The following is a 22691-nucleotide window of genomic DNA, read 5'->3' as shown; positions in this document are numbered from 1 at the left end:
GGAGGGTGGGGGTGGTTCGGTGGTGGTGGCTGATGTGGAGTGGGGGCGTTTCGTTCCGGCGTTCACGAGTCGTCGTCCCAGCCCCCTGCTCGCCGGTCTCCCCCAGGCGGCCGCCGCCATGACGGTGCCTGACGCGCCGTTCGACTCCTCTGCTGCCGGCGCAGGGCGGCCCGCCCTGGTCGAGCGCGTCGCCGCACTGTCGCCTCAGGGTCGCGCCGATGCTCTCCTGGACCACGTACGGCGTGCCGCGGGCAAGGCGCTGGGGCACGGCGACACGACCGCGGTCGCCGCCGAACGGGCCTTCCGCGACATGGGGTTCGACTCGCTGACCGCGGTGGAGCTGCGCAATGCGTTGATCGAGGACACGGGTCTGGCGCTGCCCGCGACCCTGGTGTTCGACCACCCCACGCCGACCGCCCTGGCGCAGCATCTGGACGCCGAACTGTCCGGGGAGAACGAAACCGTGGCGACCATGCTGGCGGACCTGGAGACGGGTATCGCCCGCATCATGAAGGCGGATCCGGACGACGACGCCCGCGCGCTCCTCGGCGCCCGGCTCAGGACGCTCCTGAGCGAGATCGAGCTCTTCGGCGCCGGGCCCGACGGGGACGGCCCGTCTCTCGGCGAGCAGTTGGACGGCGCGAGCGACGAGGAGTTGTTCGACCTCATCAGCCGCGAGCTGGAGCAGTAGCCGCGGGGAAGTGCCGCCGAAGACCGGGCGCCGTTCCGGTCTTCGGTAACGTCCCTGCTCCGTCGGTGCGTTGGCGCCGCACATGCGTCGGCGGCCGCACCGTTCGAGAGACGGTGCGGCCGCCGACACAGCTGTTGGGGGTGGCCCGGATCGACGCACAGCGTGACTGGTGCGCCAGGCGTCAGGCCGGTGGCGAAAGTGTCGCTACTTGATGAAGTCCGGCAGGACCCGCGGGGGCCACTGGCCGACGGTCAGCATGCCCATGGAGTGGGCACGCGCCACGAGGGCGGCGCGGTTCGGTGCCTTTAACTTCCGCAACATGAGACCGACATGGTATTCGACGCCCTGCCGGCTGAGGTAGAGACGAGCGGCGAGCTGGACCGTGGAGGCGCCGCTGGCGACGCCCTCCAGGACCTGTGCGTCGAGCTTGCTGAGAAGCCGCTCACCGGGGTTGAGGACTCCCTCCTCGGAGTCCGTGTCGGGTGCCTGGGCGTCCGGCCTGACCTGTACGACGATCCCGGCCAGCAGCCCGGTGGTGTTCTGTACGGCGATGCCCGTCAGTTCTCCGGAAAAGGCCCGCCCCTCGTCGCCCAGGCCGACCATGCGCTCGGCGAAGCGGTTGCAGCGCCCTTCCGACAACCGGTTGAAGTGCCGGTTGAGAACGGAAGGCGAGCTGGGGTGCAGAAGATCGTAGAGACTCCGTCCGCAGATGTCGGCGGACGTTCTTCCGAACTGGCGGGAGAAATCATGCTCCGCCGCCACGATGTGCATGTCGGTGTCGATGTGTGCCGTGTAGAAGCGACGGCTGCTCTCCGTGCGGTGTCGGTGATCCGGCTGAGTTCGGTGAAACTCCGAAGGAGTGCGCGGGGCCGCCGCCCTGTCCCTGTTGTGCCAGGGGCCTGTTATTCGCGTGGTCACTGCGACGCACCGTCTTTCTGCATTCAGATGTGGGGAATCTGTTGCCCGTAGGCATATTGATCGGACGCGATGCTGCTGCTTCCGGTTCCGAGATCGGCCGGTCCCCCGTCTCTGTGCGCATCTGATCAACTGTGATCGAGCCTAGGAATATGCCTACAGACGGGTCAAGCAAACTTTTGCGTGGCTCCAAAACACTGTGGTTCGGTGGTTCGGTGGTGCGGTCGTGCGGGCCCGCGGCACTGAGGGCAGCCGAGTGGCAGCCCCCTGAACGGCCAAGTGTCTCGCTGTGTGACCAGCCGATTTCGTTGAGTGGTCGGGTGTGTGTCGTGGTCGACGCCGTCGCCGGTGGTGCGCGGGATAGAACGTCGGAGCGAGGGTGTGACCGTTTCTGTGCGGACAGTGCCCGGTTACTGACCGGTTGGCGCCCTCCTGGCGCCCGGAGTTGGGGCTCACTGCTCGGTGTCGTCCCCCATGAGGGCTTTGGCCAGCCCGGGGCGCCCGGGGATACCAAGTTTCCGATAGGAGTTCGTAAGATGTTTCTCCACCATCCGCGATGATGTGCCGAGTTGACTTGCGATGTCCGAGTTACTGAGTCCTGCCGCCGCGAGACGTGCGACTTTGCGTTCCGAGGGGGTCAGTCTGTTGCCGCGGGCTTCGGGTTCCCCAGTTCTCTCGGCCAGTTTGCTGCCGATTTTCCTCGCCAACGCGGGGGCGTCATGTTCGTTTGTGAGTTCGTGTGCCCGTTTGAGGGCCTCCGATCTCCGGTTGCGGTGGGTTTCACGATGAGTTCCCAACGCGTACAGGGCCCGGGACAGTTCGTATGCGTTGCCGCTCTTCTCCAGGACCGTCGCGGCCTCTTCGAGCAACTCGGGGCCCTTGCGTCCGGAGGTGACCCGGCCGAGGACGATCAGGGCGCGCCCCAGTGCCGTGGGCGCCCCCCAGGCCCGGGATCTGTCGAGCTCCAACTGTGCTGCGGCGAGCGCTTCTTCGTGCTCGCCCAGGCGGTGGTGCATGAGGGCGGCGCACGACGACCACGGCAGGACGACCGGGTTCAGCCAGCCGATCTGCTCGGTGCGCCGGCCGGCGGTGCGGTAGTGGTCCAGCGCCGCACGCGCCTCGTCGCGCCGGGCCGCGAGAGTGCCCCGCGCCACGTGCAGTAGGGCGGCCAGGTGCTGGTTCTCGGTGTGCAGCCGGTGCTGGGTGAGGAGTTGTTCCGCGAGCTCGGGCTCGTCGGTGTTCATCGCGACGATCGCGAGGACCGCCGCGCAGACGGTGGGCAGACCGCTGGCCTCCGGGCCCGCGAGGGCGTCGGCCTGGACGACCTTGTCCCGGGCGTAGGTCCGGTGTCCCTCGGCGAGCGCGACCAGTGCCTGTTCGCAGCGGATGACGGCCTGTTCCACATCACCGCCGCGGCGCTGGGCGAGCCGGTGCGCCTCACGCAGCCAGTTGGCCGCGCCCTCGGTGTGCTCCGCGCCGGCGAGGATGTTCACGGCCAGCGGCACGGTGCTGTGGACGTGGTCGGGGACGGGCCGCTCCTGCTCCAGGACGCGGGTGCACAGGCTCGCCAGTTGCTCCGCGGGCACGGAGCCGGCGACGAACGCGATGTGCATCAGTGACGTGACCAACTCCCGTTCGCCCGGGGTGGCCGGCCGGGGGGAGGGGCCGAGGTCGCGCAGGCGCCGTAGCGCCCGCTGGATGTGCGCGGGGTCCTGTGCCGACAGGATGTGCTCGCGTGCCTCCAGGCGCAGTCCCAGCTCGCGTTCCGTCGTGTCCCCGGTGTCCGAGCGGCGCAGCTCGTCGGCGATGGAGGCCCGGATGACATCGATGCGGAAGGCGGGCGGGTCCATTTGCAGCGGTCCCAGCAGCAGCATGGCGTCGGCCCGCTCCCGCACCGTGGAGAGAAGCGGTACGGCCTCCACGACGTGCCGGAGCGAGGCGGCGGTCGCGAAGCTGCGTTCCGAGGTGGCGAGATCGACGAGCAGGTGCGCCCTGTTGTGCCCCGAGAGGGACGAATCGAGGAGGGCGGGCCGCAGATAGCGTGCCGCGTCCCGGGGGGAGCCGCGGCGCTGCGCGCTGGCCGCGGCGGTGCGCAGGATCTGCACCGCCTTCGGGCCGCGCAGGGTGATGACCGCCATCAGCTGTTCCGCGGCGAGTTCGGCGGGGTGGCCGGCGCGGTGCAGCAGCTCGGCCGTCACCCCGCGCATGACGGTGCGTTCCTGGGCGGGCATGTTCTCTTCCAGCAGGTCCCGCAGCATCGTGCCCGAGGTGAGCCGGTACGAGCGCCGGTCCACGAGACCGGCGAGGCGCAGCACTTCGACGGCCTGGTCCCTTCCCGCGTCGTCGAGTTCGGCGAGCCGGGCCACGAACTGCTCGTCCGCCGCGGGCCCGAGCAGGGTGAGCGCGTAGGCGACCCGCCGCACATGGTCGGGCTGTGACCGCAGGAACGCGTCGAGACGCTGGCGTACGCGCTCGGGGCGCAGGGTCGCCACGACGACGGCGTCCGTAGCCGTCGGACGCAGTCTCAGGTACTGCGCCTCGTCCAGCACCGTCCGCAACAGCAGCGGGTTGCCGCCGGAGCGCGTCGCGACGGTGTCCACGAACACCGGGTCCGTCGCGCCGCCGAGGGACTTCTCCACCAGCAGGCGCACGCTGTTGAGGCCGAGCGGCGACAGTTCCAGCGTCCGGTCGGACACCGTGTCGTCGGACCGGAACAGGCCGTCGGCGCACCCGGGGTCGGCCCGGAAGTCCTGGGGGGCGAGCACCTCGCGGACGTGCTGCCGGGTGCCGCGTACGTCACCGGGCAGCACGGAGAAGACGAAGAGGGTCCGCCGACGCGCGCGCCGGGCCAGCGACAGGGCGAGTGCCTGAAGGGATCCGGTGTCCGCCCACTGCAGGTCGTCCACCATGAGCACCGCCGGGCGGTCGTCCTGTATACAGCCGAGCAGCACCGTCAGCCAGCGCGGTGCCCGCTGCCGGCTGAGCGCGGACCACGCGGAGGTCGCCGCGGGCGTGCCGTCCCCGGGGGCCGTGTGCGACGTGCCCCCGGGCAGTGAGGCGTCGGCCCGCCGCAGCCAGCGGGCCAGGTCGTCGGGCGGGACGACCCCGCGCAGCGAGTCCAGCAACTGCCCCACCACGCCGAACTGGAACGGCTCCTCGGCAGCGGACGCCTGGGCCCGCAGAAGGACGAACCCGTGGTCACGGCCGAGGGTCGCCAAGGACTCCAGGAAGGTCGACCGGCCCACGCCCAGCGGACCCCGGACGACGACCAGCGAGCCCTCTCCGCCCTCGGCGCGGCGCAGCGCGGCGGTGGCCTGCGCAAGGGCGGACTCGCGTTCTAGTAACACCGTGTTCGTACTCCCTCGTACGCGGGGCGCCGACCGGGTCGGCGGAACTCTGCGGTCGCTGTGCTGTCCGGGACCGGCGGATCGGCCGGTGCCCCCTCCGAGGGACAGTGCGTGGAGAGTCCATGGCATCGCTCATACAGAAGAAGTCCCGAAGGTTCACTCACGGCTGCTTGACATCTTGAGTATCAGCAGATCATAGCGAGGGGTGCGCCAGCAAGGGGGCTCGGAAAGTCCGCGATAAGGTCGGGCTTGTGCGCCGAATTGCACAAGGCGTCGCCGTGTTCGGCCGTCGGGCCCCTGGCCAGGTCAGGGGCGGCCGCGACAACGCGGGACGGCGGTCGTGAACGCCGGTGGACGCCCTGCGTGTCGGGTGAATGGAATCGAGGGGGGAATGCTTAATGATTCCTGAATGAAGGTCAAATGGCTGCGTCAAGCGGAGCGGAAACCGACAGCATTCTGTAATGATTACCGATCGCGCTCGGAGCGTCTTGGGGCGGATCGTCACTGCTCGTGCTCGGAGTTGGTGATGTCCTCCGACGCGAGCACGTCCCGCAGCTGTCGCCGCCCGGACAGGCCGAGCTTGCGATACACCGAGGTCAGATGAACCTCGACCGTCCGCTGTGTCACGTACAGGGACTCGGCGATCCACGCGTTCGACCGGCCGGACGCCGCGAGGCGGGCCACCTGGGACTCGCTCTGTGTGAGCGCTCCCAAGCCCCGGGAAACGGGTCGGCGCGGCCGCGCTCCGGTGGCGAGCAGGGCCCGGTGGGCGACGGTGTAGAGGGACCGGGACCCGACGTCGTAGGCCTCCTCCCAGCCCTGCCGCAGCACCGCGCGGGCGTCCTTCGTGTATCCGAGCCGCTGGAGCGCCTTGCCCCGGGCGACCCGTACGCGGGCGCGCACCAGGGCGGCCCGGGTGCCCATGAGCACCTGCTCGGCCTCCTCCAGCAGGAGCGGCCGCTCGCCGTCGCTCGCCGCCGCCCACAGTTCGAGTGCTGAGCCCAGGGCACACGGCAGGCCCGCGGACCGGGCACCGGCGACGGCCTCCTCGGCCAGCGCGGCGGCGGCGCCGTGGTCGCCCAGGGCGAGATGGGCGTGCCCGGCCCAGTACCACCAGGGCGAGACGGCCGGACTGATGCGCTGCCATTCCGCCTGCCGGCGCGCGCACTCCTTGAGAACCGCCAGCGCCCGCTCGTGGTCCTTCGTGTCCAGATGCAGCCGGCCGCGGGCGCACAGCACCTCGTTCCACTGCCAGGAGTCGTCCGGGACGGGGTCGGGTATCTCCTTCTCCAGGAGGATGGCCTGAGCCAGGTCACCCCGGTCGAGCAGGGCGTGCAGCCGAACGGCGAGCGGCAGCGCCTCGTACCGACTGGCGCGCGAGACGGTGACGTCCTTGAGGGCGGTGGCGGTGGCGCGCAGCGCCGGGTCGAGGGAGCCGAGCCGCTGGTGCGCCTCCGCGCTGAGGGCCAGCAGGCTCGGATAGGTCTGGTCGAGCAGCGCGTCGGTGCCTTCGAGGAGCCGGTGGTAGCTGCACTCGGCCTCGTGCGGAAGGTCGGCGTAGAGCAGGACGGAAGCGGCCGTGGCGAGGAAGAGCGGGGCGTCGTTGGCCGCCGTGCCGCGGCCGATGACGGTGCGGGCGGCGGCGACCGCCTCGGCGACCCGGTCCAGGCGGGTCACCGAGATGGCGGCGCGGGCCGCGAGCAGTGCGCGCTCCTCGGGAGTGCCGCCGGGCAGGGAGAGGTCGAAGGAGACGGCCTCCAACAGCTGGGTGAAGGCGGCGCGGTTGCCGGTGGCCGCCATCAGCAGCCGGGCTTCCACGAGTTGGGGATCGGCCGTGCCGGAGAGAGGGACGGCCGTCTCGGCGCGGTAGCGGGTCAGGAGTCCGACGGCCTGTTCCACCTGCCCCTGCCGGGTGAGTGCCTCGGCGAGCGACCTGAGGGCCTGGAGCCGCAGTTCCGGCTCGGTCGCCCGGTCCAGCGCCGTGCTCAGGTGGCGGACACTGGCCTCGGGATCGATCCGGCTCTCCGCCACACCGAGTTCGACGAGCAGGCTCGGTTCGCAGTCCTCCTCGGTGCCCTCGGGCACACAGGGGCGCAGCAGTTGTGTCGCGCGCATCGGGGAGGCGCGGAGCATGGCCTCACGGGCGGCCTCCCGCAGCACGGTGCGGGCCCAGGGCTGGTGTGTCGTGGACGGCGCCTGACGCAGGTGCTCGGCCACCTCCGCGGGGCTGGCCCCGGCGTCGTGCAGCAGCCGGGCCGCCCGGCCGTGTGCGGTGTCGCGCTCCTCCTCGGACATCTCGCCCAGGACGGTGTTGCGCAACAGGGTGTGGGCGAAGGACCAGGTGCCGTCGGCGTTGGAGGTGACCAGACCGATGAAGACGAGGGCCAGCAGGGAGCGGGCGAAGACGGCGCTGTCCAGCAGGGCCAGGCGTGCGCCGGTCTCCGGGGAGACCTCGTCCCCGAGCACGGCCAGGGCGCGGGCCGCCCGAACGGTGGCCTCCGGGTGCCGGTGCAGCAGCCGCGCCGCGCGCAGCCGGAACGCGGGGATGTCCTGTTCGGACACGGACGTGAAGTGGTCGGCGGTGAGCGGGAGTTCCTCCTCGCGCAGAGCCGTCAGGAGCCGGGCCACCATCAGCGGGTTGCCGTTCGTGGCCGCGAGACAGGACTCGTGGAAGGCCGTGTCGGTCTCCGTACCGAGCAGCCGCCGCGCCAGCAGGCCGATCCCCGCACCGGTCAGCGGCCGTGGCCGCAGCACCCGGCACAGGGGGAGGGCCGCCACCTCGTTGAGGGCCGGTACATGTGTGCCGCTGCGGCGGGTCAGCGCTATCAGTACGGGCAGCCCCGCCATGCGGCGCGCGCCGTGCGCGAGGAAGCGCAGCGACGCGGCGTCGGCCTCCTCCGCGTCATCGACGACGATCGCCAACGGGCCGTTCGCCGCGGCCGACCGGACGATCTCGTGCAGCTCGGCGAGTACGTCGAAGGGTACGCCGGCACCGTCGACGTCGGCGGACCCGGGCACGGGCGCGTCCGGGCCGCAGATGCCCGGTGGTTCGGGCCAGGAGAGCGGTGGCATCCTGCCGACGTCGAGGCCGGCCAGCAGGTCGTGGGCGGTGCTCAGCGGCCGCCGGTGGTCCTGCCGGTCGGCGCGGGTGTGGACCACGCGCAGGCCCTGGGCCCGCGCCTGGGCGATCAGGGCACACAGCAGGGTCGACTTGCCGATGCCGTCAGGGCCTTCGAGCATGACGAGACCCGGGTCACCGGCCGCGGTGCGTCGCGCGAGCTCGCCGAGGAGGGCCAGTTCACGCTCACGCTCCACCGGCTCCGGTCCGCCCGGCTGCGGTTCCCGGGAGCTGTCCCCGTGCGCAGTGATCATCACCCTGTACCTCTCTCCCGGAACGCCGGTGGCGAACCGGGACCTGTTCCGCCCCCAGGGGAATCGACCGCGCGGACCGGCACGTCGGCCCGGCAACACCCCTCCCCATGGGCCATTTTGGCCTATACCAGGTCGCGAGAGGTATGGGATCGCTGTTTTCCCGCAGCCGCGCCCTGATCCCGCCCCTTGGCCGGCCGGTCGGCGGGCGTCACGATCCGACGGGCGCCGCGCCGCGGGCGTGCAGCCGCTCCCGCCACGGCGGTGTGTGCGCGAGCGCGGCGTCGGACTCGGGCAGACACAGATACACGTCCCGGCCCCCGTCCTCCTGCGGCGTGGGCGCGATGTGCACCGTCGGCACCGGCAGGTCGGGGAACTCGTACCAGAAGGGGCGTCCCGCGCCCAGGTCGATCCGGTACAGCGGGAACTGCGACCAGTTGTTGACCGACAGGGACGTCGTCGACACGTCGGGGGCCCGCACCGACATCACGTGCCGGGACACGCCCTTGCCCCGGTAGGAGCCGAGGAAGGCGATCTCGTCACGGATCTTGTCCTCGGTGTTGCTGTCCAGACAGCGCCGCACGTCCCACGCCACGGCCCCGAGCGGCAGTTCGCGCAACCGGGCGGCGGTGAGCGAGGTCCAGCTGTTGCTGACGCAGTTGCCCCAGTACGACGCCGGCAGCGCGTCGCCCAGCCGGCTCTGCGCGCCGACGATCAGCCCGAGCCACTCCGCGGCGTCGGCCGGCCGGTCCCGCAGCTCGCCCAGCACCTGCCACAGGTGCGCGGTGAGCGCGTCGTTCGTCGACACCCACGCGTCGGCGTCGGGCAGGGTCCGCTGGGCCTCGGCCTTGAGCGCGGCCAGTTCGCCCGCGCCGAACCGGGTGGTGATCGTGGCGAGTCTGTTGACACCGACGCGCAGTGTGGTCGCCAGGTGCCGCACCCGGCCCACGGCCACGAACGCCCGCCCTGCGCGCGTGGCGGGGTCCGCGGACAGCCGGCCCAGCGCGTCCAGCACCCCACGGTCGTGACTGGGTTCCTCCCACGACAGCCCGAGGTGCTCGCGCGACCAGCTCTCCAGGAAGGCGACGGTGCTGCCGCCGTCCGCGAGGCTGTGGTTGATGAGCACGCCGAGGACCGATCCGCCGCCCCGCATCCGCGTCAGCCGGATCTTCAGCAGCGGAGTGTCCCGGTCCACCACGCGAAAGGCGCTCACCTCGCGCAGCAGCTCCCCGATGACCGGCGCGGCGCGCAGATCGTGGCCGTAGTCGCGCATCGGGTCGGGGCAGGACGCCTCGGTGAACCGGACGCCCGCGTCGTTGCACAGCACGCTCAGTCCGCCGTCCGCGGCCCGCTGGAGGCGCCCGGCGAGCAGCGGGTAGCGACGCAGCGTGCGCGCCAGGGAGTCGCGCAGGGCCGCGCCGTCGAGGGTGTCGCGGTAGAAGAACGTCAGCGGGGTGTACCACGGTCCGGTCAGCAGGTCGTAGCCGGTCAGCCGGATCCGGGCGCCGTCGGCCGTCCCGGCGCGCACGGTGTGCACCCGCTCCACCCGGCTGTCGACGGTCGTGCGGAACGCGGGCAGGTCCTTCTTCGCCCCACGGCGCACGGAGCCCCTTCGTGCCATGACCGTCACTCCCAGGCCACGAGCAGCTGGTCCACGCCGTAGTGCACCGCACGGTCGCGCAGCGGCACCTCCCCGGCCGGTGCCGCCAGCCGCAACGAGGGGAAGCGCTCGAACAGGCTGCGCAGCCCGATCCGCATGCTGGCCCGTGCCAGATGCTGGCCCAGACACTGGTGCGCGCCGAAGCCCAGCGCCAGGTGCTTGCGGGGGACACGGGTGACGTCGAGCCGGTCGGGGTCGGTGAAGACCTCGGGGTCGCGGTTGGCGGCGGGCAGCGACAGCACCACCGTCTGACCCGCCTTGATCGTGGTGCCGCCGATCTCGACGTCCTCCAACGCGCAGCGGCTGGAACCCATCTGAGAGATCGTCAGATAGCGCAGCAGCTCGTCCACCGCCCCGGCCTCGTACAGCTCCGGCCGCTCGCGCAGCAGGGCCAGCTGGTCCGGGTGCTCCAGCAGGGCGAAGGTGCTCAGGGCCAGCATGTTCGGCGTGGTGTCGAGCGAGCCGCCCAGGGTGAGGACGGCGAGGTTGACCAGCTCGTCCTCGGTCAGCTCACCGGTCGACGCCAGCCGGCCGAAGAAGTCCTCGCCCTGCTCCGCCATCCGCTCGCGCACCATCGGACGGATGAGCCCGTCCATCGACTCCACGTGGTGGATGAACTCCTCCAGCGTGTACGTGAGCGTCATCAGCGCCGAGAAGTGCTCCTGGATGCCGTCCATCAGCTCCGGCGAGACATCCATCAGCGAGCACACCGAGCGCAGGCTGACCTTCTCGGCGAAGTCGGTGACCAGGTCCGCGGGCGAGCCCTTGGCGGCCATCTCCTCCAGCGCCTCACCCACGATGCGCGTCAGCTGCGGCTCGTACTGCTGGATGCGCCGCAGCGTGAAGTGGCCCGCCAGCAGCCGCCGGTACTTGGTGTGCTCAGGGGCGTCCATCTTCGCGAACGACCCGGGCGGCGAGGGCTGCGGGGCGTACTCGGTCATCGGGAACGGCGGCGCGACCACGTGCGCCAGCAACTCGTTGCGGTGACTGAAGCGGTCGTCGGCGAGGATCTGCCGGACCAGGTCATGACGGGTCACCAGCCAGCCCGACGTGTCCTTCGGCGCCACCTGGAAGGTGACGGGGCTGACCGGCTGCTCGGCGCGCAGCCGGGCGTACTCGATGGGCGGGTCGAACGGGCACTTTCCCCGCTCCGAGGGAATCACGGGCGGGCCGGGCCTGGTCTTCATGGAGTCGCTCCGTCGCGAGAGGGGCCGAGGCTGAGGGGATGGGGGAGAGGCATGGGGCGAAACGGCCTCACGCGCGCCGCACGCGCAGGGGCAGATGGCGGGCGCCGAAGACGTTCGTGCCGTGCCAGCTGAGCCGCGCCGCCGGGTCGACGGCGATGCCGCTGTACCGGTCCAGCAGCGCGTCGAGCGCGATCCGGCCTTCGAGCCGGGCCAGCGGTGCCCCGATGCAGTAGTGGATGCCGTGTCCGAACGCGGCCTGCCGGGCGTTGGAGCGCTCCGGGCGGAACGCGTCCGCGTCCTCGAAGACCTCCTCGTCCCGGTTGGCCGACAGCAGCCACAGATGGACGAGGGTGTCGGGGCCGACGTCCGTGCCGGCGACGACGGTGGCGGCCGTCGTGACCCGCTCGATCCGGGTGAACGGCGGGCGCAGGCGCAGCGTCTCCTCCAGGACCGCCGGGACCAGCGAACGGTCCGCGCGCACCCGCTCCAGCAGCTGCGGATCGCGGTCCAGGCACAGCAGCGCGTTGCCCACGAGCACCGACGTGGTGATGTGCCCGGCGAGCAGCAGCAGCGTCGCGAAACTCGCGATGTCCTCGTCGTCCAGCCGCTCACCGTCGAGTTCGGCGCCGACCAGGGTCCCCAGCAGATCACCGCTCGGCTCCGCGCGCCGGGCCTCGATGAAGCCCTGGAGGTACGTGGAGATGGTGACCGCGGTCTCCTCCATCCGCCGTACGCTCTCGGGGTCGTCCGGATCGGTCGACAGCAACTGGTCCGCCCAGCCCTGGAACCGGTCGCGGTCCTCGGTGGGGACGCCCAGCATGCGCGCGATGACCGTCACCGGCAGCGGGTTGGCCAGCCCGTCCACGAGGTCGAAGGCGTCCTCGGGGGCGGCGTCCAGCAACTGCCCGGTCAGCTCGGTGATCCACGGCTCCAGGCCGGCGATCAGCCCCGGGGTGAACGCCCGGCTCACCAGACGGCGCATCTTGCCGTGCAGCGGCGGGTCCAGGAGCAGCAGCGTGCCCCGCGGGGCCTGCTTCTCACCGCCCGACAGCCGGCCCACCGTGTCCGAGGAGAACGTCGCCGGATCGGCGAGGATCCGCTGCACGTCGGCGTGGCGGAAGACGTGCACGTTGCCGTTGCCGTCCCGCCACACCGGCTGCTCCTCGCGCATCCGCGCCGCCCAGGCCAGCAGCGTGACGCCGCCGTCGGGCTCGACGGTCGGCGGGCGTTCGAGCCGGACGTCGGCCCCGGGCGTCGGGTCGAGCACGTCCGAGGTGCCTTGCTGCGCCACCCGGATTCCCCTTTCGCAGATGTCGTACGACGGTCCCGCGGGCACCGTCCGTTCACCGGCGCCGCCACCCGGTCGCCCGGCCACCCCAACACGACCGCGCCGCGCCGGGCCAGCGAGGGCCGCGCTGTCTAGGGATTCACCCGAGAACCGGCGATCACCCACAACCCCCGCCCCGCACACACCGGTTCCCGCGGCCCGCACACCGGCCGAATCTCTGGAGGAAACCCCAGACAGCGGGCCGCGCACGGCCGATCCCCGCACCGGCACCGCAAGATGGGCTGGGCCCGGTCGTCAAACTCCCCCTGCCCCGCGACGCCATGCACGCTCCCCCAGAGGGGCACCCCCAGTCGCCGCACCGGACCCCGGCCCAAGTACAGCCAGTACGAGGGCCAGGGCCCGACACGCCGACAGCCCGCACCTGACGCCGCGAGGCCCGCCCTCCGGACGGACGGCGGGAGTTTGACGACCGGACCCAGCCGCGGCAACTCATCGGTCCGGCACGGCGAGCGCACAGGAGGCCCGCATGGACATCGCTATCGACCACGACAGGTGCATCGGCGCCGGCCAGTGCGCCCTCATCGCCCCCGAAGTCTTCGACCAGGGCGACGACGGACTGGCCCTGCTGCTGGTCGACCGGCCCGGCGCCGCGCAGGCCCCCGCCGTGCGCGAGGCGTCCGAGTCCTGCCCGCTGGGCGCCATCACCGTGACGGAGGACCGGGAACCGGCGGCCTGAGCGCCGACCCGGGCCACCCCCACGGAACCGACTGAGGAGAGGAATCCATGCGCGTCCTGTTCGCCGGCCTGCCGGAGAAGTCACACGTCTTCACGATGGTGCCGCTGGCCTGGGCCCTGACGGCCGCCGGACACGAGGTGCTGATGGCCAACGCGCCGTCGCTCAACGAGGCCGTCACCGGCGCCGGACTGGTGGCCGCGCCGATCGGCACCGACCACGACGACGTCCATCGCGACATGGCCGTGGCCCGGGACTCGCAGGACGCCGACGTCGCCAACTGGAGCCGCCTGGGCTACGGCGACGTCGACCACGCGAGCCTGGTCGAGCGGTACTCCATCAGCGTTCCCCACGGGTTCGCCCGCTACAACGCCCCGATCCTCGACGACCTCGTCGCACTCGCCCGGGACTGGCAGCCCGACCTCGTCGTACGCGACCCGATCGCCTACGCGGGCGGCATCGCCGCACGCGCCTGCGGCGCCGCCCACGCGCGCCTGCTGTGGTCCGCCGACGTCTACGGCCAGGCCCGCGCCACGTTCGTCGAACTCGCCCAGGACGTGCCGGAGGACCAGCGCACCGACCCCCTCGCCGACTGGATCGACGAACGCGCAAGCACCTACGGGGTCCGCTGCGACGAGGAGCTGCTGAACGGGCAGTTCACCCTTGACACGCTGCCGCCGAGCCTGCGCCCGCCGAGCGAGCTGCACCAGATCTCGATGCGGTACGTGCCCTACAACGGCCCGGCGGTGCGGTGGCAGTGGCTGCGCGAGGAGCCCAAGCGGCCCCGCGTCTGCGTCACCCTGGGCCGCACCAACACCGAGGCCTACGGCGGCGACTACGTCGACGTCGCCGAACTGCTGCGCGCCCTGTCGCGGCTGGACGCCGACATCGTCGCCGCCCTCATGCCCGAGCAGGCCGAGCAGTTGGACAACCTGCCCGCCAATGTCCTGGCCGTCAGCGGAGTCGCGCTCAGCACCCTGATGCCGACGTGTTCCGCCGTGGTCCACCACGGCGGCTGGGGCAGCTTCTCCACCGCCCTGGTCAACGCCGTGCCGCAGCTCGCCGTGTCCACCCTCGTCGCGGACCAGGAACTGCGCGGACGGTCCCTCGAAGACGCCGGCGCCGGCTTCTTCCTGCACCACACCGACGCCGACCCCGACCGGGTCGCCGACCTCACCCGGCGACTCCTGGAGGATCCCTCCCATGCCGCCGCCGCACGCCGGCTGCGCGACGAGTCCGCCGCCATGCCCACCCCGCACGCCGTCGTCGCGGAACTCGAACGTCTCGTCGCGGCCCGCTGAACCCCGGCGCGACCGCACACACCGTCAGAAAGGAGGACGGCGCCCGCTCGGCACGCCCGGTGACGCGCCGCACCCACGATGAGTCAGACGCGCATCCTGGTGACCGGCGGTGCCGGTTTCATCGGCTCCCACTACGTCCGGACCCTGCTCGGGGCCCTCGGCCCCGACGACGTCACCGTCACCGTGCTCGACGCCTTCACCTACGCCGCCAACCTGGCCAACCTGGACCCGGTGGCGGACTCCGACCGCTACCGGCTCGTCGTCGGCGACATCTGCGACCGCGAGCTGGTCGACGGCCTGATGGCCGAGCACGACCAGGTGGTGCACTTCGCCGCCGAGTCCCACGTGGACCGATCCCTGGCCAGCGCCGCCGAGTTCGTACGCTCCAACGTCCTGGGCACCCAGACCCTGCTGGACGCCGCCCTGCACCAGGGCATCGACCGGTTCGTGCACATCTCCACGGACGAGGTCTACGGCTCCATCCCGGCCGGTTCCTGCTCCGAGGAGCAGCCGCTGCAGCCCAACTCGCCGTACGCCGCCTCCAAGGCGTCCAGCGACCTGATCGCGCTGTCCTACCACCGCTCCCACGGTCTGGACGTGTGCGTGACCCGCTGCTCGAACAACTACGGGTACCACCAGTACCCCGAGAAGATCATCCCGCTGTTCGTCACCCGCCTGCTCGCGGGCCAGAAGGTCCCCCTGTACGGCGACGGCCTGAACGTGCGCGACTGGCTGCACGTCGACGACCACATCCGCGCCGTCGAACTGGTCCGCACCCGGGGCCGCGCCGGTGAGGTCTACAACATCGGCGGCGGCACCGAACTGGACAACCGCGGTCTGACCGAACTCCTCCTGGAGGCCTGCGGTGCCGACTGGGACAGCGTTGAGTACGTCACCGACCGCAAGGGCCACGACCGCCGCTATTCCGTGGACTGGCGCAAGGCCCATGTCGAGCTCGGCTACAAGCCGCACGTCGACTTCACGGAGGGCCTCGCCGAGACGGTCGCCTGGTACCGGGACAACCCCGAGGTGTGGAGCCGGACCACCCGGCCCGGTACGGGGACGGGAACCGCACCGTGCTGACCTGGCACACTCTCGGCGCGCTGCGGGTCTTCGCCGACGGCCGTGACGTCACCCCCACGGCACCGAAGGTCCGCCAGGTGCTGGCCCTGCTGCTCGCCCGCCGCAACTCGGTCGTCTCGCTGCGCGCGCTGACGACCGAGTTGTGGGCGGAGGACCCGCCGCGCAGTGCCACCGCCACCGTGCAGACGTACGCGTACCAGCTGCGCAAGGCGCTGCACGGTGGCGAGGACCCCGGCCCCGGCGAGCCCGGCCCGCTCGTCACGCACGCCCACGGCTACCTGCTGCAGGTCGGGCCGGGCGAATGCGACGCGGAGGAGTTCGCCCACCTCACCGGCCTGGCCCGCACGACACTCGCCGCCGGTGACCCGGCCGGCGCCGAGGCGCTGCTCGACCGGGCCCTCGGGCTGTGGGACGGACCGCCGTTCGCCGACGTCACTCCCGGCCCGGCCGTGCACGGGCACGCCCTGCGCCTGAAGGAACTCCACCTTCAGGCCGAGGAGTTGCGGGTGATCGCCGGCCTGCGCCTGGACCGGCACCGTGAACTCGTCGGCGAGTTGAAGGAGCTGGCCTGCGCACGGCCGCTGCACGAGTGGTTCCAGGGCGCTCTCATCATCACCCTGGAGCGGTGCGGCCGGCGCGGCGAGGCGCTGGAGGTCTACCGGCGGCTGCGCGCCCAACTCCGCGACGAACTGGGCCTGGACCCCTCACCGGGGTTGCAGCGGCTGCGCCAGCACGTGCTGACCGACCGTGTCAGCACGGCCGACCTGGACCTCCTGCCCGGCTGACGTGCCGCCCACGGCGGCGGGCCGCACGCTCACCCGTCGGCGGCGGGGCCGTCCTGCTGCTCGGCCACGGCCTGCCACAGATCCCGCACCATGTCGCGGGGCGTGCGCAGCGGCCGCCAGCCGAGAAGCGTGCGCGCCGCCGACACGTCCACGGCCATCCAGTCGGTGTCCGTCAGCCCACGCGACTGCGCGACCGGACGCTCCACGAGCCGGGCGGGACGGCCGCTGATCGACATCAGCAGGTCCACCATGTCCCGCACCGGCTGCGAGACACCGCTCGCGATGTTGACCACGCGACCGCCGGCGTCCGGGGAACGCAGCGCCGCGACGACGGCCCGTGACACGTCCTGTGCGTCGACGAAGTCACGGCTGCTGCGCAGCGGCGACACCCGCACCTCGGCCGTCCGCCCCTCGGCGGCCCCCTCCAGCAGCTGCGCGGCCACCTGGCCGAGCAGGCTCCCCCGAGGGGTGCCGGCGCCGATCACGTTCGACAGCCGCAGCACCACCGCGTCCGCCGTACCGGTCCCGGCGGCCCGCAGCACCGCCCGCGTGCCGTGCAGCTTCGTCCGCCCGTAGTCGGTGGCCGGCTCCTCCGGGGAGGACTCCGTGAGCCACACCTCCCGGGGCTGCGGGCTGTACTCGTGCACCGACCCCAGCTGCACCAGTCGCGGCCGCGGGCCGGCGGCGGCCAGCGCCGTGAGCAGCCGATCCACGAGCAGTTGGTTGCTGCGGCGCATCCGGTCGGCCGTGGGCGACCACACCTCTCCCGCGGCGTTCACCACACCCACCGGGCTTGCCTCGTCGATCAGTTCGACCATCGCCCGCGGCTCGGCGTCGACCAGGTCCATGGGGTGGAAGTGCCAGGACGCCGGAGTCTTGCGGGGGTGACGGGCGACGGCGAGGACCTCGTAGCCGGCCTGTTCCAGGGCGGCTCCCACATGACGGCCGACGAATCCGGTCGCCCCGAGAACCAGCACGCGGCCGGACCCCCTGTCCGCCTCGCGCGGCCGTCCCAGCGCACCGACCTCCGGCATGCCGTCTCTCCTCCCGGATCCGCGCACCGCGCACCCGTTCACCGTCGCTGCCCCGCCCGATCGCGGGTCTGACGACACCACTGAAGCAGCCGTCGATCGAGGATCGCTCCAGACTCCATCGACCTTCATGGACCTCCATCGACCGTCAACGATCGTCATCGACCTGCATCGACCGGAACCGTCCACCGACGGCTCTCGATCGGTCCTCGATCCCCACGCCCTACGGTGTGGCCACCATGAAGGTTCGAGAGATGGCTGTGCCGGACGCGTACCACATCACGCCGCACCAGATCCGTGACGAGCGCGGCAGTTTCTACGAGTCGTTCCGGCACGACAGGCTGGCCGCGGAGATCGGCCGCCCCGTGCCCGTGGCGCAGGTGAACTACTCGGTGTCGCGCCGCAGCACCCTGCGCGGGCTGCACGGCACACTGCTGCCGCCGGGGCAGGCCAAGGTGGTGTGCGTGGTGCGCGGCGCCGTCCTCGACATCGTCGTGGACCTGCGGGTCGGCTCCCCCACGTGGGGAGTGCACGAGGCGAACTGGCTGTCCGCCGAGACGGGCGAGACGCTGTTCGTCGCCGAGGGCCTGGTGCACGGCTTCCTCGCCCTCACCGACGACACCTGTGTGTCCTACCTGTGCTCCACCGAGTTCGTGCCCGGCACCCAGGTGGACATCGACCCCTTCGACCCCGATCTCGCCCTGCCCTGGAGCCTGTCGGAGGCGCCGCTGATGTCCGAGAAGGACCTGAAGGCGATCTCCGTCGCCGAGGCCCGGGACACCGGACTCCTGGCCCGCTACGAGGACTGCCTGGCGCACTACGAGGCGCTGAGGGCGGACGCCCGCTGATCCACCGCCGCGGCCCTCCCCGGGCCGTCAGACACCTTTCGGAGAGCCGATGCCGCCCGGCACGCCCACACCCCCGCGCCACTACGCCCTGCTCCTGTTCGCCGACTACGGCCACATCGCCCCCACGCTGGGAGTGGCCCGCGAACTGCGCGCCCGCGGCCACCGTGTCACCTACGTCGTCGACGAACGCTTCGCACCGGTCGTGGCGGACTGCGGCGCCCGCGCCGTCACCTACACCTCCGCGCGCGGCGACTTCTACCGGGCCGCCGACCCGAACCCGGACCGGCTCGCCCGCGACGGCTTCGACCTCCTCCTCGACACCGTGCGCACCGTCTACCCCGCCGCCCTGGAGGCCCTGGCCGGCGACCCGCCCGACGTCGTGCTCTACGACTTCGAGACGGTCGCCGCCGGCCGCGTGCTCGCGCGCGTCCTGGGGGCCGTACCGGTGCAGGTCTGCCCGAGCCACGCCGCCAACGAGAAGTTCTCGCTGCGCGCCCAGATGTGGGACCCCGGGCACCCGCTGATGGCCGAGGGCGCCCGGGTGCTCATCGGCTTCATGGGCGAACACGGCATCGGACTGGACGAGATGGGCCGCTACGGCGCCGAGTGGGACACCCGTAACCTGGTCTTCCTGCCGCGCGCCTTCCAGATCGAGGGCGACAGCTTCGACGACCGGTTCGTCTTCGTGGGTCCCACGTTCGGCGAGCCCGGACCCGGCCTCTGGTCGCCGCCCGGCGACGGGCGCCGGGTCGCCCTGGTCTCCCTGGGCACCGAGGCGGGGGACCGCGGCGACTTCTTCCGCCTGTGCGCCGAGGCCTTCCCGCCGGCCGACTGGCACGTCGTCATGACGCTCGGCCGGGGCAGCGACCCCGCGCTGCTCGGCCCGCTGCCGGCACACGTCGAAGCGCACCCCTGGCTGCCGCACCCCGCCGTGCTGCCGCACGCCGACGTGTTCGTCTGTCACGCCGGCATGGGCAGCCTGATGGAGTCCCTGTCCTACGGCACCCCCGTGGTGGCCCTGCCGACCGCCCACGAACTGGTGCTCAGCGCACGGCGGTTGGAAGAGTGCGGGGTCGGACGCGCCCTGGACCGGACCGGACTGACCGTAGAGCGACTCGCCGCCACGGTGGCGGAACTGCTCGCCGACCTCGACGGACCGGCGGCCCTCGCCGCCCTGCGCGACGCCATCCGCACGGCGGGCGGCGCCCCCCGCGCCGCCGACCTGCTGGAGACCTGGGCCACCCAGGACCCGGCGACCCCGGCGGCCGGCTGAGCGTCCGCCCACACGCACGACGGGGTGGGTCCCGGCACCGTCCGGTGCCGGGACCCACCCCGTCGGTGTCGCGCGAGACTCAGTGCGGCAGGGTCACGTACTCCATGACCGTGTCGATGCTGTAGTCGATCATCTCGTCGGTCAGCCCCGGATAGACACCGATCCAGAACGTCCGCTCGGTCGTGATGTCGCTGTTGGTGAGGGGGCCGCTGACCCGGAACTCCCGCCCCTCGTAGGCCGGATGGCGGGTCAGGTTGCCCGCGAAGAAGCGGCGCGTGGCGACCTTGCTGGACTCCAGATGGTCGATGAGGGCGGCGGGCTCGAAGGGCGCGCCCGGCTGCACGGTGATGGCGAAGCCGAACCAGCTCGGGTCGCTGCCCGGGGTCGCCTCCGGGAGCAGCAGGTGCGGCAGCCCGTCCAGGCCCTCCCGCAGCCGGGCCCAGTTGTGGCGACGCGCCTTGCCGAACTCGTCGATACGGCTGAGCTGCTGGAGTCCGAGCGCCGCGGAGACGTCCGTCGACTTCAGGTTGTAGCCCACGTGGGAGAAGATGTACTTGTGGTCGTAGCCCTCCGGCAGCGACCCCATCTGCTGCTCGAACCGCTTGAAACAGCGGTTGTCCTCACCCGGCTCGCACCAGCAGTCGCGGCCCCAGTCGCGCATCGACTCCACGACCCGGGCCAGGATCAGGTTGTCCGTCAGCACACAGCCGCCCTCGCCCATGGTGATGTGGTGGGCCGGGTAGAAACTCTCGGTCGCCAGGTCACCGAAGGTTCCGGTCAGCTGCCCCTCGTAGGTGCTGCCCAGGGCGTCGCAGTTGTCCTCGATGAGGAACAGGTCGCGGTCCTGGGCGAGTTGGGCGATCTCGCGGACCTGGAAGGGATTGCCCAGCGCGTGCGCCATCATGATCGCCCGGGTGCGCGGGCCGATCGCCTGCTCCACCCGCTCCAACGATGCGTTGTAGGTGCCCAGTTCGACGTCGACGAAGACCGGCACCAGGCCGTTCTGCAGGATCGGGTTGACCGTCGTGGGGAACCCGGCGGCAACCGTGATCACCTCGTCGCCCGGCTTCAGCCGGTCCTCGCCGAGCTGCGGCGAGGTCAGGCTGCTCAGCGCCAGCAGATTGGCCGACGAACCGGAGTTGGTCAGATGCGCCTTGCGCAGACCGAAGTACTTGGCCAGCGATCGTTCCAGCTTGCGTGAACTGACGCCGGCGGCGATCCGCATGTCGAGCGCCGCCTCCACCAGTGCCACCCGGTCGTCCTCGGTGAGCACCGCTCCGGACGCCAGCACCGGCGTGCTGCCCGGCACGAACCCCGACGAGGCGGTGGAACGGTGGTACTCCCGCACCAGGTCGAGGATCTCGGTCTTGTCGTTCCCCACGGCTGATGGCCTCCTGTTGTGTACCGGTGGGGACGATACGTACGGCCGGCTCGCAGTCGAAGCGGGTCCCCACACCCGTATCGCATTCGATCGGGGGAACTCCAGACCAGCACGCGCGCCCGCCCACGGGCCAGGCACACCGGACGATTCTAGGGAACCACCAAAAGCCCGCGCGTCTGGGGATTTCATCGTCCGGCATCAGGCACTGTGAAGTACCGGGCCCTCGTGGGGCTTTCGTCCATCCCTGGAGCCGCAAGCGATGAAGTACGGCCGCCCGCCGGGCAAACCCGAGCGCACCGTCGTCCTGCGCGGAGGAGGTACGTCCGGTGAGCGCGTCCGGCTCGGCGTCCACGACCTGATGAACGGCACCTTCGCCACACCGCGCGCCTTCTTCTACCGGCAGACCCTGGACGCCGACGCCCTGGCCGACTCGCTGCGCCGCACCCTGGCGCACTATCCGCTGCTCACCGGGCGCCTCGTACGCGACGACGACGGCGGACTCAGCGTGGTGTGCAACGACGCGGGCGCCGTCCTCGCCGTCGCCCACCGCGACAGCGCCATGCCGGACTACGGGCCCGACCGGTCCGCCAGAGGGGACCTGCGCCGCTACATCCACTCCGTGAACGCCTTCCGCGTCGTCGGCCACGACACCCCGCTGCTCACCGTCAAGGTCACGCACATGCGCGGCGGCGGCTCCGCGCTCGGCGTCAGCATCAACCACAGCATTGTCGACGGCGGCGGTTTCCTCGACTTCCTGCACCACTGGTCCCGCACGCACGCGGGGCAGGACTTCCCCGCCTCTCCGTACGACCGTGCGCTCCTGGACGGCCTGGCCGACGACGCGCGACCCGAGCCGGACGACCCGCAGTACGAGGTCGTCACCGGACGGCGGAAATTAGGGTTCCTCTGGAAGGTCAACGCCCGCGCGCACACGATGCGCACCATCACCGTCCGCTTCACCGCCGCGGAGGTCCTCGCCCTGCGCGAGACCGCACGCGCCGGACAGGACCACGACCGGCCCCCCGCCTCCAGCGGCGACGCGCTCGGGGCACACGTGTGGCGGGTGCTCGGTGCGCTGCGCGACCGCGCACCCGACGCCGAGGAGCGCCTGGGCGTCGTCGTCGGCCTGCGGGCCGCCCTCAAGGACCGCCTCCCGGACGGCTATTGGGGCAACGCGGTATCCAACACCACGGCCGTGCTCCGGGCCCGCGAGCTGCGCGAGGAGCCCCTCGCCCATGCCGTCGGCGCGGTACGCGCCGCCCTGGACCGCGTCACACCCGAACGGGTACGTCAGGAGGCGGCCTACCTGGCGGCCCAGCGGCGCGCCGGGCGCTCCGCGCGGGTCCTCAGCCGGATGGCGCTGGACGCGTTCGAGGGGACGGTCGCGCTGAACAACGCCAGCCGACTGCCCGTGTACGCGCTGGAGTTCGGCGCCGGCGGGCCGTTCTGGTTCGAGTTCCCGGCAAACCCCATTCCCTGGACCGTACTGGTCACACCCACGCCGGACGACGACCACAGCCGCGACGTCCGCCTGAGCGTTCCCCGCGAGGCCGCGCACGCGCTGGCCGAGCCACGGTGGGCCGCACGTCTGCACAGCGCCGCCGACCGGCTGGGCAGCCCATGAACGCGGGTCCCGGTCCCGACTTCCCCGGCCGGGACCGGGACCCGCTTCCCCAGCGCGAAGGGGACGGAGCTACATCTCCGCGGCCTTGCGCAGGGCGTCCACGCGGTCGGTGCGCTCCCAGGTGAAGTCGGGCAGCTCCCGGCCGAAGTGGCCGTACGCCGCCGTCTGGGAGTAG

Annotated in this window: 16 protein-coding genes; 8 read left to right on the top strand and 8 right to left on the bottom strand. The window is 71.9% G+C overall.

Annotation, left to right across the window (positions count from 1 at the left end; all coding sequences use genetic code 11):
• Positions 1-691: acyl carrier protein (locus ACZ4MF_RS45740; RefSeq protein WP_467499930.1), on the top strand; the 691-nt coding region annotated here is incomplete at its 5' end.
• A gap of 204 nt (positions 692-895) precedes the next feature.
• Here the strand turns inward: ACZ4MF_RS45740 and ACZ4MF_RS45735 are convergent.
• The 6 genes from ACZ4MF_RS45735 to ACZ4MF_RS45710 all read right to left on the bottom strand — a co-directional run bounded on the left by ACZ4MF_RS45735 (position 896) and on the right by ACZ4MF_RS45710 (position 12460).
• Positions 896-1609, bottom strand: a complete 714-nt coding sequence (locus ACZ4MF_RS45735; RefSeq protein ID WP_356038799.1) for a LuxR C-terminal-related transcriptional regulator — start codon at positions 1607-1609, stop codon at positions 896-898.
• A gap of 449 nt (positions 1610-2058) precedes the next feature.
• Positions 2059-4953 (bottom strand): AAA family ATPase, encoded by a 2895-nt coding sequence (locus ACZ4MF_RS45730; protein WP_467499929.1) that lies wholly within the window; start codon positions 4951-4953, stop codon positions 2059-2061.
• 501 nt (positions 4954-5454) lie between these two features.
• Positions 5455-8325, bottom strand: a complete 2871-nt coding sequence (locus ACZ4MF_RS45725; protein ID WP_467499927.1) for a helix-turn-helix transcriptional regulator — start codon at positions 8323-8325, stop codon at positions 5455-5457.
• Between the two features lie 208 nt (positions 8326-8533).
• The gene (locus ACZ4MF_RS45720; protein WP_467499925.1) at positions 8534-9943 is read right to left on the bottom strand and encodes an acyltransferase; all 1410 of its coding nucleotides are present in this window, start codon (positions 9941-9943) and stop codon (positions 8534-8536) included.
• 5 nt (positions 9944-9948) lie between these two features.
• Complete coding sequence (locus tag ACZ4MF_RS45715; RefSeq protein WP_467499923.1) at positions 9949-11169, bottom strand: cytochrome P450; 1221 nt, start codon at positions 11167-11169, stop codon at positions 9949-9951.
• A gap of 67 nt (positions 11170-11236) precedes the next feature.
• Positions 11237-12460, bottom strand: a complete 1224-nt coding sequence (locus ACZ4MF_RS45710) for a cytochrome P450 (protein WP_467499921.1) — start codon at positions 12458-12460, stop codon at positions 11237-11239.
• A gap of 523 nt (positions 12461-12983) precedes the next feature.
• On the opposite strand from ACZ4MF_RS45710, the gene ACZ4MF_RS45705 reads away from it, so the two are divergent.
• From ACZ4MF_RS45705 to ACZ4MF_RS45690, 4 genes are all read left to right on the top strand, one after another.
• The gene (locus ACZ4MF_RS45705; RefSeq protein WP_467499919.1) at positions 12984-13193 is read left to right on the top strand and encodes a ferredoxin; all 210 of its coding nucleotides are present in this window, start codon (positions 12984-12986) and stop codon (positions 13191-13193) included.
• A 47-nt stretch (positions 13194-13240) separates the two neighbouring features.
• Positions 13241-14491, top strand: coding sequence for an activator-dependent family glycosyltransferase (locus ACZ4MF_RS45700; RefSeq protein ID WP_467499918.1), 1251 nt, complete (start codon positions 13241-13243; stop codon positions 14489-14491).
• A gap of 78 nt (positions 14492-14569) precedes the next feature.
• Entirely contained in the window at positions 14570-15574 is a 1005-nt protein-coding gene (gene rfbB / locus ACZ4MF_RS45695) for a dTDP-glucose 4,6-dehydratase (RefSeq protein WP_467499916.1), read from the top strand.
• The gene (locus tag ACZ4MF_RS45690; protein WP_356038823.1) at positions 15568-16359 is read left to right on the top strand and encodes an AfsR/SARP family transcriptional regulator; all 792 of its coding nucleotides are present in this window, start codon (positions 15568-15570) and stop codon (positions 16357-16359) included. Before rfbB ends, ACZ4MF_RS45690 begins: the two co-directional genes overlap by 7 nt.
• A 29-nt stretch (positions 16360-16388) precedes the next feature.
• Here the strand turns inward: ACZ4MF_RS45690 and ACZ4MF_RS45685 are convergent, their stop codons facing one another.
• Positions 16389-17393, bottom strand: coding sequence for an NAD-dependent epimerase/dehydratase family protein (locus ACZ4MF_RS45685; RefSeq protein ID WP_467499914.1), 1005 nt, complete (start codon positions 17391-17393; stop codon positions 16389-16391).
• A gap of 251 nt (positions 17394-17644) precedes the next feature.
• Here ACZ4MF_RS45685 and ACZ4MF_RS45680 point away from each other — a divergent pair, with 251 nt between their 5' ends.
• Positions 17645-18238 (top strand): dTDP-4-dehydrorhamnose 3,5-epimerase family protein, encoded by a 594-nt coding sequence (locus ACZ4MF_RS45680; protein WP_107471433.1) that lies wholly within the window; start codon positions 17645-17647, stop codon positions 18236-18238.
• A 49-nt stretch (positions 18239-18287) separates the two neighbouring features.
• Entirely contained in the window at positions 18288-19511 is a 1224-nt protein-coding gene (locus ACZ4MF_RS45675) for a macrolide family glycosyltransferase (protein ID WP_467499911.1), read from the top strand.
• Positions 19512-19590: 79 nt separating this feature from the next.
• Here ACZ4MF_RS45675 and rfbH read toward each other — a convergent pair whose 3' ends face one another.
• A complete protein-coding gene (gene rfbH / locus ACZ4MF_RS45670; protein WP_467499909.1) occupies positions 19591-20892 on the bottom strand; it encodes a lipopolysaccharide biosynthesis protein RfbH in 1302 nt (433 codons plus the stop codon).
• Between the two features lie 259 nt (positions 20893-21151).
• On the opposite strand from rfbH, the gene ACZ4MF_RS45665 reads away from it, so the two are divergent.
• Positions 21152-22516, top strand: coding sequence for an acyltransferase (locus ACZ4MF_RS45665; RefSeq protein ID WP_467499907.1), 1365 nt, complete (start codon positions 21152-21154; stop codon positions 22514-22516).
• Positions 22517-22691: the final 175 nt, after the last annotated feature.

The organism is Streptomyces sp. NPDC025793, from assembly GCF_055558375.1.
This window is presented reverse-complemented; position numbering and strand designations above follow the sequence as displayed.

Excerpts from the sequence above, each read along its gene's own strand:
- ACZ4MF_RS45665 (WP_467499907.1), top strand. The coding sequence starts at position 21,152 with ATGAAGTACGGCCGCCCGCCGGGCAAACCCGAGCGCACCGTCGTCCTG.
- ACZ4MF_RS45675 (WP_467499911.1), top strand. The coding sequence starts at position 18,288 with ATGCCGCCCGGCACGCCCACACCCCCGCGCCACTACGCCCTGCTCCTG.
- ACZ4MF_RS45705 (WP_467499919.1), top strand. The coding sequence starts at position 12,984 with ATGGACATCGCTATCGACCACGACAGGTGCATCGGCGCCGGCCAGTGC.
- ACZ4MF_RS45685 (WP_467499914.1), bottom strand. The coding sequence starts at position 17,393 with ATGCCGGAGGTCGGTGCGCTGGGACGGCCGCGCGAGGCGGACAGGGGG.
- ACZ4MF_RS45720 (WP_467499925.1), bottom strand. The coding sequence starts at position 9,943 with ATGGCACGAAGGGGCTCCGTGCGCCGTGGGGCGAAGAAGGACCTGCCC.
- ACZ4MF_RS45680 (WP_107471433.1), top strand. The coding sequence starts at position 17,645 with ATGGCTGTGCCGGACGCGTACCACATCACGCCGCACCAGATCCGTGAC.
- ACZ4MF_RS45715 (WP_467499923.1), bottom strand. The coding sequence starts at position 11,169 with ATGAAGACCAGGCCCGGCCCGCCCGTGATTCCCTCGGAGCGGGGAAAG.
- ACZ4MF_RS45725 (WP_467499927.1), bottom strand. The coding sequence starts at position 8,325 with ATGATCACTGCGCACGGGGACAGCTCCCGGGAACCGCAGCCGGGCGGA.
- rfbB (WP_467499916.1), top strand. The coding sequence starts at position 14,570 with ATGAGTCAGACGCGCATCCTGGTGACCGGCGGTGCCGGTTTCATCGGC.
- ACZ4MF_RS45700 (WP_467499918.1), top strand. The coding sequence starts at position 13,241 with ATGCGCGTCCTGTTCGCCGGCCTGCCGGAGAAGTCACACGTCTTCACG.